Origin of the sequence: Enterobacter sp. SECR19-1250, assembly GCF_013391025.1 — a bacterium.
Taxonomy (GTDB): Bacteria; Pseudomonadota; Gammaproteobacteria; order Enterobacterales; family Enterobacteriaceae; genus Enterobacter; species Enterobacter cloacae.
In genome coordinates, this window is sequence record NZ_JACASJ010000095.1 from 1 (window position 1) to 12234 (window position 12234).

Annotated in this window: 13 protein-coding genes; all 13 read right to left on the reverse strand. The window is 53.2% G+C overall.

Translation table 11 applies throughout. From position 1 onward, the window contains the following. Positions 1 to 33: 33 nt before the first annotated feature. The 13 genes from HX884_RS20320 to HX884_RS20380 all read right to left on the reverse strand — a co-directional run bounded on the left by HX884_RS20320 (position 34) and on the right by HX884_RS20380 (position 12136). Positions 34 to 1554 (reverse strand): hypothetical protein, encoded by a 1521-nt coding sequence (locus HX884_RS20320; protein WP_178328703.1) that lies wholly within the window; start codon positions 1552 to 1554, stop codon positions 34 to 36. A 58-nt stretch (positions 1555 to 1612) separates the two neighbouring features. Further along, positions 1613 to 4090 carry a host specificity factor TipJ family phage tail protein gene (locus HX884_RS20325; protein WP_178328704.1) on the reverse strand — a complete coding sequence of 826 codons (2478 nt, stop codon included), beginning with the start codon at positions 4088 to 4090 and terminating at the stop codon, positions 1613 to 1615. Further along, positions 4077 to 4493, reverse strand: coding sequence for an NlpC/P60 family protein (locus HX884_RS20330; RefSeq protein WP_178328705.1), 417 nt, complete (start codon positions 4491 to 4493; stop codon positions 4077 to 4079). The genes HX884_RS20325 and HX884_RS20330 overlap by 14 nt, the downstream gene beginning before the upstream one ends. Further along, positions 4456 to 4926, reverse strand: coding sequence for a hypothetical protein (locus HX884_RS20335; protein ID WP_178328706.1), 471 nt, complete (start codon positions 4924 to 4926; stop codon positions 4456 to 4458). Before HX884_RS20335 ends, HX884_RS20330 begins: the two co-directional genes overlap by 38 nt. Further along, positions 4926 to 5423, reverse strand: a complete 498-nt coding sequence (locus tag HX884_RS20340; protein ID WP_016245414.1) for a hypothetical protein — start codon at positions 5421 to 5423, stop codon at positions 4926 to 4928. Before HX884_RS20340 ends, HX884_RS20335 begins: the two co-directional genes overlap by 1 nt. Beyond that, positions 5423 to 8872, reverse strand: a complete 3450-nt coding sequence (locus HX884_RS20345; protein ID WP_178328707.1) for a tape measure protein — start codon at positions 8870 to 8872, stop codon at positions 5423 to 5425. Before HX884_RS20345 ends, HX884_RS20340 begins: the two co-directional genes overlap by 1 nt. Positions 8873 to 8933: 61 nt before the next feature. Beyond that, a complete protein-coding gene (locus HX884_RS20350) occupies positions 8934 to 9611 on the reverse strand; it encodes a DUF6246 family protein (RefSeq protein WP_045336296.1) in 678 nt (225 codons plus the stop codon). Between the two features lie 57 nt (positions 9612 to 9668). Next, the gene (locus HX884_RS20355; RefSeq protein WP_178328708.1) at positions 9669 to 10412 is read right to left on the reverse strand and encodes a phage tail tube protein; all 744 of its coding nucleotides are present in this window, start codon (positions 10410 to 10412) and stop codon (positions 9669 to 9671) included. Positions 10413 to 10475: 63 nt separating this feature from the next. Beyond that, a complete protein-coding gene (locus HX884_RS20360) occupies positions 10476 to 10859 on the reverse strand; it encodes a hypothetical protein (protein ID WP_048210254.1) in 384 nt (127 codons plus the stop codon). Then, positions 10856 to 11224, reverse strand: coding sequence for a hypothetical protein (locus tag HX884_RS20365; protein ID WP_032634743.1), 369 nt, complete (start codon positions 11222 to 11224; stop codon positions 10856 to 10858). Before HX884_RS20365 ends, HX884_RS20360 begins: the two co-directional genes overlap by 4 nt. A 2-nt stretch (positions 11225 to 11226) precedes the next feature. Further along, the gene (locus HX884_RS20370; RefSeq protein ID WP_016245422.1) at positions 11227 to 11583 is read right to left on the reverse strand and encodes a hypothetical protein; all 357 of its coding nucleotides are present in this window, start codon (positions 11581 to 11583) and stop codon (positions 11227 to 11229) included. Continuing rightward, a complete protein-coding gene (locus tag HX884_RS20375; protein ID WP_006820518.1) occupies positions 11583 to 11756 on the reverse strand; it encodes a hypothetical protein in 174 nt (57 codons plus the stop codon). Before HX884_RS20375 ends, HX884_RS20370 begins: the two co-directional genes overlap by 1 nt. Further along, positions 11756 to 12136: a hypothetical protein gene (locus tag HX884_RS20380; protein WP_178328709.1), complete on the reverse strand. Its 381-nt coding sequence runs from the start codon at positions 12134 to 12136 to the stop codon at positions 11756 to 11758. Before HX884_RS20380 ends, HX884_RS20375 begins: the two co-directional genes overlap by 1 nt. Between the last annotated feature and the right edge of the window lie 98 nt (positions 12137 to 12234).

Genomic DNA, 12234 nt, shown 5'->3' on the forward strand with positions numbered 1-12234 from the left:
GGCTTATGAAGACATTACTAACATCGGGGTGTACTAATCAACGGGGAGCAGGTCACGAATATGTGATGATCCTATGTACAAACCATCAGCACCCATAAGAAGCGATCCACGCAGTTGATTGTTATTTGAAGAAATATACTCCATCACAATTTCCATCTTCGAAATAGAGATGTTTCTAACAACCATATTCCCAGTATTTACCTTACCAAAAATAGTAAAACCTGTTCCACATGAGCGAGAGTAATAGCTATCAATCTGGATGTTAGTACATGGCTGATAGCTATAATTTGGTTCAATATCCAAACCACCTGGCTGCATAACCGTGCCAATGCGTCCACCATGCTTATACGAAACAAATGTGCCTATGGAAACGCCATCCGCGCAAATAATGCTCATCGCATTTCTACCGTCATAGTCAGAGTTTACGCTCTCTACTAATGGATATGTCATGTTTGATGGAGGTGTTGAATCTTGGTTACCATGCGCTGCATTAAGATAAATTCCATCACCTCTTGTTTCTTTGAAAAATAATGACAATACGTGATTTTTCCCGCCATAGGAATGTATATTATGGATGTGTTCATCGGCTATCTTAGATGTCCTTACACCATCAATTCTTATCTCTCCAGTGAGGTCACTTACTTCTTTCAGGTAAAGAACATATCCAGATGAAGGGTCCCATGAATCTACAACAGTGGCAGGCTTTGTTCCATCTCCCCAGTGCTTAACATACCCATGCCATTTGAATTTCAAACCATTATGTTGCGAGGTACAAATTAAGCCAGCAGCAGATGGGGAAACATTTACGGGAATATACGCTTCGGCCCCAGATTGAGCGCAGCAATCTAACCATAATTGCAACTTTGTTGTCTCATCACTACCATCAGCCACAACGCCGAATTGACGACAATCAATGGTTCCGTCGTGGTGAAGGTACCATCCATTTCCAGTTGCATCGTAAAACTTGAGCTCATTGCCAGTTGATGGCGCACCAGTTGTGCCATCACTAAAATATGTCGCAGCACCAACACCGAGCGTATGGTGCCCACGCGTCATGATGTACTTTGACTTGCCTGCATTCGCCGCCTTGGCATCTGAAAAATAGTCAACTACATAAACAGAGCCACCGATTAATGTTGAGCCATTGCTTCCCTGAAGGTCTTTTCTTAAGACATCACTTACATCGACAGCGAGCCATTTCCCATCACCAATACCACCAGTGGAACCGGGTGTGGAACCTGCTGGAACAAACTTAGGTAAGGTGGAGAGGTCATCCCAGCGATACCATACACCCGTCGTTTCATCCTGGATGATATCGCCAGCGGAAGAAACTGTAGCGCCACCCTGGAAGCTTCCAACCGGATTCCAGCCAAGATTATATATCTGCTGAAGTACTAAAGCCTTCAGGCCTTCAATTGTGTAATGCGCATCACCAAAGCGATCAATGTACTGAAGTGCCAGCGATGTCACAAATTCATCAATTTTCCCTGCGTTAAATTTCAGATCGCGCGGGGACTCGCTCGGTACTGACAGGTTGGTAGGTGTCGTAGCCATATTAGTTCCATAAAAAAACCCGGCGCGGTGGCCGGGTCTGGTTGGTCGGGGACGGTTCTTATTGGTAGATGGCGTCGCTGTATTCCGCGACGGTCAGAGATACCGTGTTATCTGTGTTCGGTTTGATGCTGTTGACCGTCCATAGCTGACTGTCCAACTCCTCCACCGTCGCAATGAGGTAGCGCGACGGGAGCTGTACAGTGTCTCCGTTCCATATGTTGAGCTGAATATCGGGTATTGCTGCGGTGAAGCCGTACTTCGTGTCGGCGCGTGCCGTCGCCGGATAGCGCAGTGTCGGATTACCCAGGCTGTCGGTAACCAGCACATACATCGAGCCGGTAAACGTGATCGGCTCGCTGGTATCGAAGTTATTCCCCGCGCGGCCTGTGATGTATCCCTGCTGCTGGTTGCTGTCGTAGATATCAGGCATCTGAATGACGCTGCCTACCTGAATTATCCCGTCCTCAAACACTTTGGCGTTCATCTTCACCCTGGAGTAGATCAGGCGTTTCGTTTCGCGCAGCGCGCGCTCCCGCGCCTGGTACTCGTTACGAAAGCCGACAATCTCAAGCTTATTTGGGTTCTCCGCCTCCTGCTCGACGATAGCGCCGTTCAGCACGCGGTAGTTGATGTACGTCTTGTTGTTCGTGGTTGGGTGGACGTATGACGTTTGCACACCTTCATATCCACCAGGCAAAGTGGCCTCGTACGTCATTTTGTACTCGTCCGTCTTCATGTTTGCCCGGTTGAACACTGCATCTGGGTAGTCTACCTTCTGATCTAGTGTAAATGTCAGCACCCCGTCATCCCAGTAAGCCAACACAGACGCCGCATTGCAGATCGCCTGCACGCGATCTCCGAGAGAGTCGTTCTCGTCGTCAAACGTGTAGTCGAAGTAACCCAGGCGCTCATCAGGTAAGCTTTCAGCAATCGAGTACAGACCGTACAGGTCAATGCTGCTGACCGGCTGCCCGCCCATAATCAGCCAGGTGTGCGCCACCGCATCAGCGAACGAACGCGAAGGACGCAGCGTGTAATCCACCGTCTGCGTGTCCAGGTCGTATGTGATGGTATGACGCGTCACCAGGGCGTTGTATTTGCGGTCACGGCTTCCCAGGGCGTTCTCTGTCGCCCTTACCTTCACGCGCACCAGCGTATCGGTTGGATGCACTACGTTGGTTCTGACGTTGACCGAGTGGATCTCCTCAACCTTCAGGATAGAAGCATCACTTGAGTTATCTGTGCGCTGGAAGTTAATGGCGTACTTGCCGAAACCGCCGGTCGGCGTCAGCTTGTCAGTGCGATAAAACACTTCGCTGGATGATTTGTGCGGCGTCCCCTGGTGATACGTGAACGTCTGCTGAGTACCCGGCACCTGGTTGTAGTCATCGTCAATCTTCCAGATCGTGACCTTCCAGTCGGCTGACTTTTTGCCGCCCAGTTGCACCTGAGTGTGCAGCCACAACTGAGAAGACTCGACCGGCGAGAAGAACGGGCCTACCACGAGCGCTTCGTTATCGTTGAGGATGAACTTCGTCGTGTTGATTGTCGCCGTTGCTGGCACGTCAGGAGGGCTAATCAGATCCGCCATCGTGAATGTGTACCACTGGACCGGGTTAACCACCGCGCCGTCGTTCGTTTCGACAGCCGATATCAGCGTGCCGGAGAAATCGACATCCTGCGTGACGTTGCCGGTTGGCGTGCTGTAGGTGACGTTAATCGTGAATGTAACCGCATGCGGAAGGACGAGGCCCATGAAGTAATCAAACTCAGCCTGCTTGATGATTTTTACTGCAATCTGCCCGCCGGAGTAAGTTCCGCTCACAACCGTGTTGGCGGTGGCTGTCTCGATCGGGAAATTGTCCGATTCGTTCTGGCCAGGCACTTCCTGGCCGTCGACGTCGTCGAACCCGTAGCCTTCGTTGATGGTGGGGATTACCTCACCAGGCTGGAAAAACTGGTATTCGGCTCCTGGCATACTTCCAAGGCTTGACTCTGAGTAACGTACCGACTCATAGCCGTATTTTCCTATGCCTACACACATCCACTCTGTAACGAACTTTAGTCCGCCATCATTTTCATTCTGCCGAACATACTCAAAAAGCGATTCCTGGATCAAATCAGGGTATGAGCGGATTTGCCCGTAGATGTCTGGTTTTGCTTTGTAGACGCGCGCCGTATTCGTCTGACCGGTCAGGCTATTGTTTGGCGAGTCGATCGTGTTGCCGCCGGCATTAGCGATCGCCGGTTTGGGAGCCAGGAACGAGAAGACCGCGCCGACAACTTTGAAAATCGGGCTGAGAATGTCGCCAATGATACCCTTCGGCTGGTCGAATATCTGGATGCGGTCCAGTTCGCGCAGTTCAAATGCCAGTTCTTCATCGTCGCCTAACTTAACGCCGTTGCGGACGATGAGCAGATCGCGGTGAAAGGTAGCGTCATTGGCCGCCAGCCAGTCATAAAAAAGGGTGCCGTTTGGCACCCTGTAGCGTTCTTTTGGCGTTCCCGGGAAACGCTGGAGTTCAATCAACGCCATACGAAAAATACTCCACCTTTGTAAATGCCCGCTGAATGACCAGCAACGAGTCCATGCGTACGCTTCCGTTCTCGCCGCGCGAGTGCAGCGCCTGCCTGTTCAGTACCAGGCCAACATGTGCCGGTTGCGCGCCGCGGTACCCGACGAATATTCCGCCCTCAACAGGCTTGTCGACCGGGCGCCAGAAAACGACATCACCCTGATAGCATGTGAAGAAGTCCTCACCGGCTTCGTAGTCCGGCGTCTGGTGCAGTTCAATGCCGAGAACGTGCCGGTAATACAGCACGCACAAGCCCCAGCAGTCGACCCTATCGAACGAGCAGGCCCGGTTAGCCCACGGCACGCCGATCACCTTCCGAACAAAATCAGAGGTACTGCAGGCCGGTGTATTCCGTTGGGTCATAGAGCCTTCCGATGTTGTTGTTCAGCGGGTTAGTGACAGAAAGGGTTACCGATGCTGAATCGGCGTCGATGTCCACCGTCTTGACGTATAACTGCCAGGACTTAATCGGCACCGATACATCGCCGCTGTCGAAGATCTGCCGGGTGGCCGTGATAGCCGTCAGCCTGGCCGCCCCCTTCCACTGTTTCATTAGCGCTTTGATGTCCGACGACAGCCGCCCTAACTTCACGGTCGCGTCGATTACCGGCGTGCCGCTCTGCTGGCTTTCTTCGATTTCAAAACGCGCTGGCGTGAACGTCTGGCCGCCGAGCGTCTTCGGAAAGAACTGCTTATCGACAAGGCGGACGTAACCAAAAGACGGATGGTAGAACGTGATGGTGTCGTACAGTCCGCGCGTCGGGCGCTGCTGCTTATAAGCTCTGAATGTTGGCATTACGGCACTCTCGGCAGTGATTCCGGATCGCGCCCGTCCGGATAACCCGTAACAACGATATCGAGCCACGAATCCCACGGCGGAGGCAGTTCAACAATGATGTCGTCAAACTCGTCGTCAGCGTTGTACAGATGGTTGGCAATAACGGTTCCCGTCCAGGTCACTACTCCGCCGTCGATACTGGTTTGCACCGGCATCTGCGTGAAGTGAAGCTCCTGCAACTGGAGACCACTGCCGCCCAGATTGATATTCATCCTGAACCAGTTCAGGCCCCGGTTGAGATAGTTTGGGCTGCGTAGCCACTGCTGGAAAGCGCGCTCCTGCGCCAGAGTGAAGATCCACGTCAGTGACCAGGTCACTTTCAGGTCGTCGGTTTGATTCTCGAAGATTGCCGGGCCGACCGCTGGCTGATCGGTCTGGAAACCGGTATCGAGTGTCATGTTTTTGCTGGCCTTCTGCGCCAGCGGCAGCCAGTCGGGATAGTCGATAATTGGCATCAGCCCTGCCCTCTTGGCGTGCGTTTAACGTTCATGTTGCTGGTTATGGCGTTACTGATTGGCCCGCCGTTGTTCAGGTCAGCGACAATTACATCCACAGTCACTCCACCATTAGCATCCGTACCAGCCTGCGCATCGACCGAGGATGACGTGTAGTTCTGGATGTTGATTACCACCCCACCACCTCCACCGGCTGTCATTTCTTTATTGCTGATCACCCTGCCGTTGTCGCCCGGTATCATGTACTGCTTACCGGTACTGGCCTGGTAAATCTCCGGCTTCCCTCGCTCACCGACCTGATACATGCTTCCCGCTGACACAGGTCCGCCATTGTATCTGGCCCCAGCCAAAGCCAGCCCTTGAGCAAGCCCAACGGTAGATGCAATACCAGCCATCGCAGGCGCTGAGTTTGCGCCAAAGGATGCCAGGCTGGCCAGCGCTGCGGCTGGAGCCCATGCGGCCGCCGTCGTGGTAGCCATACCGACAGAAGCAGCGGTAGAAGCTGCGCCCAATGTCTGACCGATAATGAAGTTTTTGAGAGCCTCAACCCCAACCTGGACTAGCGCATTTACCACGCTATTCAGCATCGTGTTACCGAGTGAGCGCATAGCATCCTGAGCTGACATCGTTCCGGTGATCAGCCCGGTTAACGCATTAGATGCATTACCTGAAAACGCATCTACTGCACTTGTCAGCATGCTGTACCCCAGGCTCTGCTGGCTAAGAAGCTCCCATTGTGCAGCGGTTCTTTGCTGCTCATACTGCGTATCGGCAGCATTTTTAAGGGCTAATGCATTCTGGTGAGCTAATAACCCCTGCTGCTCGAACTGTTGGATAAGGGCCAGTTGCTGAGCGTGCTGATTAGCTAATTGCTGCACTGGATCAACCTGTGAAACTGCCTCTTGTTGAGGCGTCACGGCCTGCTGCGCGCGGATTTTTGCTAGGTTTGCCTGGTGAGTTGCCTCCAGTCGCTCGGATGTCTTATTGAACTGTTCCTGACTGATTTTCTTCGCAGCCAGAGCGGTATTCAGATCCTCAACATCCTGCTTATAGCTGGCGTTTTCTCGCGCTTCTGGGAGGAGTTTCTCTGCTGCGGCCTGCGCTTTCAGTGCGGTGGCCGTATCCCATTTTGCTGCAGCATACTTCCCAGCCAACTCAATGTCTTTTTGAGTTGCTGCAGCACCAAGAGATTGCTGGGCGGCAAGGATAGCCTGTTCTCTACTGAGTTCATTTGTTGAACCAGCCGCCAGCTCCGATTGTTTTTTCAGGTTAGCCAGCTTCTGAGCAACCGACTCAGCAGAAGACGCTGATTTTTTCCCCTGCTGCTCACTCTCTTGTTGAGATTTTTTTCTGGCTTCTTCTGACTTCTCTAAATCATAATTTTCAGCAGCCAGCCTGCCAGCTGCAGAGATTTGATTCTGATTGTCAGTGACCTTGGCAGCCTGCATCCTGGCTTTGGCTATCGCCCGCTCTCTCTCGTCCTGAATTTTAAGTAATTCATTCTGCTCTTCCAGAGTAGCGATAACTTTATCGCCCTCCTTGGTCGCGGGAGATATCTGCAGCGCTTTGGGGTCGAAGCTTTTTCCGGCCTGATTGGCTCGGTTTATTTCATCAGCCGTCTCCCCAAAGGCTTTCGCTACCGCACCCTGAACTTGCTCAAGAGACCAGGATTTTTCGATGAGTTGATCATGAACGCCCATCGCCGTAAGCATGTTGTTCGTGAGTGTGCGAGTCGCCTCAGACGCGGTTTCTTCTGTCCGGGATAATTTATCCTTTGCGGCCTCAAGATCTCGCGTCTTGCGAGCCAGTTCATCAGACACCTCCGCCTGTTGACGGGCGAAATCCGCACCTTGCCCCATAGATTCAGCAACTTCCTGCGCTGCCGGGGTAAAGTTCTGATATCTGTCTCTCAGCGAGTCAACTTCACTCTGCAGATCTGCTACATCCTCTTTCTGAGCTCGAATAGAATTATTGGCATCTGCAATAGCCCCACGCAGCTGCGTGTTCGACATTGCATTCATGGCGGCGTTGAGCTTATCCAGACCATCGGCGAAGGCGATAGCCTCCTCTTTTGCCTGTTGAGCTTTCTGCCAGAAATAGAAGATCGCTCCGGCTGCAAGCATAGCCGCACCAGCTGGACCCCCTATAAGAGCAAGTGCACCACGGGCCATTCCGATACCAATTGACGCTGCACGAGCAGCGGTCGCTGCGCGGGCAGATGCTGCAGCCTGGGCAGTTTCAGCCTCGGCAAGAGCAAGAGATGCGGTAGTAGCACGAGTTTTTGCGGCCACAAGAGCATCCATTGCCAGCATCTCTGCAGCGCTACCTTTTGCCACGTTATATTCAGCCTGGGCCAGCGCGAGAGACGAAAGAGCAGCCTCTTTATCAGCCAGAGCCTTACGCTGAGCAGAATTAGCAGCAACCAAAGCTGCTTGTGCCGCCTGACTCTCTGCAACAGCCTGCTGACGGGATGCTGCGATATCAGCGATTTTCGCTGAGGTAGCCATGGTCAGCGCACCGACATACCGCGCACCCATTACGCCGGCAACAATCGTGAGCGTAGTGCTGAGAACGTCCAGGTTTTCACTGAGAGAAATGACTGAATCACTGAATATTTTGACGCCAGTTTTTACAGTGGCATTCTCGCCAAAGAACTTCGTGATGTTGTTGTTGGCAATTTCAAGAGACTGGCTGATCGTGGCAGTAGTTTTAGCGAACTCCTGTCCAATTTTATCGCCCTGAGAAAGCAACCCATTCACGATCACATCAGTGGTTAACTTGCCCTCTGCAGCCATGTTTCTGAGCGCCCCAATGCTGACATTCATCGAGTCAGCAAGAGCAATCATGAGCCGGTTACCCTGCTCGTTCACAGAGTTAAATTCATCACCTCTTAAAGCTCCGGACGCCAGCCCCTGAGCAAGCTGAATGATTGCGTTGCTTGCCTCCTCGGCTGTTGACCCTGAGACCACGAAGCCCTGGTTAATAATGGTTGTCAACCTGGTAATGTCCTCAACACTGACACCATAACTCCGTGTTGATCGCTCGAGACGTGCATAGAGAGTGGCCGTGGCATCGAGACCTGAACGAGTCTTTTGAGAGATGTCAAAAACACGCTCTGTGACATCAGCCAGGGTCTCAAAAGGCGGTACGGAATCCCTGACGGCGTTTGCCAGTTTATTACTCAGGTCCTGCCATGCCTGGGCGTATGCGCCGACCTGCTGGACAGAAAGAGCGGCAATGAGCGCTTTCGCGACGCCAGTTAAGCTGGACATAGTGCCTTCAATCGAAGACAGGGATCGTTCAGTGCGGTTTAACCCCGCCTCAAGACGACCCATGCTACCGTTAAGACCATTTAACGCGGCATCGATATCCCGGCGTCCCTGAAGGATCCCGGCGGTGTCCATGTCAACTTCATAAACAATCGTTCCAGCGCTGACAGTACCAGCCATAATCTAATCTCCGGGCAATAAAAAACCCCGCCGTAGAGGGGTTGTTTTGGTGTGTTCTTTTTTACTTGGCCCGTTCCGCCAGGGCTAATCGCTTCGCTTTCTTCGCCATGTAATCATCGGCGATCGCATCGTACTCATCGCGAGTGAAGCCTTTCTGCTCTGGGTATTTTGCCGACAGAAGCATCTGAAATTCGGTCATCGTTAATTGAGAGGCTTCTTCGCGGATCATGCCAAAATGAGTACGCGCCGCGCTGATGTAGTCGAAGGCTTTAAATTCGTTTGTTCTCGCACCTGTTTCGTGGCGCTGCAGCTGGCGGACCTTAGCTTTGCCGACGACACCATGCTGCATAAGGTGCTGCGCCAGCACGATGATGTCGTTCTTCGGTATCTGTCCCGGTCGGTATACGACGCAATGCCGCCATCCCTTCCATTCGCCGATCATAGGCGTCAGGTCTTCCTCGCAGCACGCCTGAAGCACCAACATGCACGTTGATAAAAGCTTCTCAGCAGCGCGGTTGAATGATGGAGATAGCCATTCAGGAAATCCTCCCAGCGTGCCAGCGCAAACCTCAATTAGCTGAGCGACATCATTGCCGTGTATGGTGGCGTACGCCTGCACAATCTCTTCCGGAGTGCCGATCCTCGTCATAGCCTCGAATGAAGGCCGTAGCAGGTAATCTTTCCCGCCTTCGCGGCTGTCGCTGATGGAGAGTTCGCCAATATCGGTTAAAGCGGTCATAAGCCTTCCAGTAAACGGTCATTATCAAGGGCAGCACGCCGCCCTTTGTAATGTCCGTTAGGAAACGGTAACCGTATGCACGGCCACAAAATTGCCGTCTACAGTGTTGATGATGATCTGCGCGCTGCCGGTGGCGACACGCGTCACGGTAACGGTGTTGCCGGATGCGGTAGCCGTTGCCTTTGTCGCATCGGTAGTCGCTACAGTGAAGTCTTTGTTGGTTGCGCCTGTTGGTGCGATATTCACCGTGAAGGTACTGGTGCCGCCTGCAGTGCCAGTGCTGGTTGTCGGCGTTACCGTCACGCCAGTCACGGCAACCGCAGTGATTTCGTTCACTTCGATGGTGCTTGCGTCGCCGACTTTGAACTCGGTTGAGAACGTGACAATGTCGTTGGTACCACCGTCTGAACTCAGAGCCGTAATGTTCATGTAGCCGATGAATTCTACCGGACCGTAGTCCATGCGCACCCAGATACCAGGCTGGCGCTTAGCCTTCAGCTCATCAGCGAAATACTTGATGAACTTGCCAACACCGTACTGGTCCAGTTTGTCCTTCTTGCGCACTTCGCCTTCAAAGCTCAGGGTAAAATCACTGTTGGTGATGATGGTCTCGACATAGCCGCCTCCGTCATCCGCATCAGAGGTAACCGAGTTCGGGTTGAAGTCGAAGCCCTTAGACGTACCGGCAGCCAGCGCCATCCACTCAGATTCAAGTGGCTTGACGTCAGGGCAGCCATCGGCGACTTCCAGCACGACCGCACCGCCGAACAGGCGCTCGTTCGAGTTCTGGCAATTAGCCATGTGAAACTCCTCTTTGACGTATAAAAGAAAACCCGCCTGAGCGGGTTACTTGGTTGGGAATGGCTAGTCGCCAAACGTGCATGCAAATTGCAATCGGAAGACTATTCGCCCTTCTTCTGTTAGCACAGGGGGCGGGATTGCGCCCATGTTCTGGATGTAGCCGACACACTCGTCAGCCATGGGGTTGGCCTGGACGTAATCGACGATGCGCTGTACGGCATTGAGTGCGTCTTTGCGCTTATCTTTTGCGCCTACTACGTCGACCAGGACGTGATACTCAGAGCCGAGGTCTGTACGGATATTCGAGCCGCCGTTTGGCCTGAACACCATGATCGCTTTCGACAGGTCGCCGGGGTCATCGTACATCAGCTGCTGCACTGTGAAACCCGCAGTTATCCCGGCATCGACGAACATGTTTCTGACCCGCTCATGCATCATTGGTGTCATAGTGAAAGCTCCTTACGCACAACATCATCGATGGCAGAGCGCTCCTCTTCAAATCCAAGGGTGAGGAATTCTTTTTTAGCAGTTGAGCGACGGAACCTCTGCGGGTTGCCAGGGTCATGAACATAAACGGCATAGTTGGTCGAGTAACCAACCCTGCCTGTGATTACAGCTCCGTCAGTTACGATTTCGCGAAACTGGCTATTCAAAAGTGCTGAGGTATCGATCGGCGTGTAAAGTGCCGCTCTAGCCGCCCCAAGAATCATCGCAGACTGGAGCGCTCGAATGATTTTCCTACCCTGAATATCATTCAGAATTCTGTCAATATTGCGCTCAACACGTGCCGCGCCACGAACTTTGATCCCCATTGCTACACTCCCGTAATTATCGCCCAGTCATCTTCCAGGCCGTCGAGAGTATCGTTCCAGCGCGTTACATGGCGAACCTCATCGGCACCTGCCACGACCGGGTCTGTTTCTGTGCTGACGCCAATCAGGATGTAATCGCCCTCATCGGCCAGTGCGTAAGCCGTGAAAAAGGTGTTTTTGACCACAACCTCTTTACCGATTGACCCGAGCTTTGCAGACAGGCCGCCGATGTAGTCACACATGATGGTTTCAGGAGGTTCGTATGGGTCGACAGGATCGCCCCACTCGTCATTGCCACCTGCACCCTTGCGCCATATCGTGCACGGTTTGTTGTAAGACCATGAAGCAGTAGACGACATCAGCCCTCCTTCCAGCGCAGCACCTTCGCGCCAGTTGCCCGGATGCGCGGGCAGTTGATGAACCACTCGCCGTCCGATTTAACGTAACCGGTAGTTTCCCGACCGGTGTCGGTCATCACCCAGACGCGGGTGAATGAGCGTGGCAGGCCGTGCTTAACTGATTTGTACGTCATCAGCAGCCTCCGACCACCATGAACAACCCGACACTGTTACCAGCGCTGATTGGCAGCTCACTGGTGCATCCGCTTGTATCGAGCCGGGCCAGCGAGTCACGCAGCCAGGTAATGCTGTCGTCGCTGTAATCGAACGAGCGGGACGCGCCAGACGGCGCACCCTGCGATTTGATGCGGCGCGCGCCGGAAGACGTTGCCATAAGCGCGGCGGCATACATCAGGATCAGCTTCGCGGTGCACTCGTCATACCCGGCGCCATTGAGGCACGGGATAATCTTGTTCACCACGCAGAGGATCGGCGTAAGCAAGGTATCAGGTATGGCGTACCCCAACTCAGCGAGGAAGCCTTTAATTTCTTCTGGCGTAAGCGGGGTTGCCATGGTTATTTCGCCTTTTTCGATTTAGCGGTGTTGTCTGCCTGCTCTGCCTGCTCTGCCTGCTCTGCCTGCTCTGCCTGCTCTGCCTGCTCTGCCTGCTC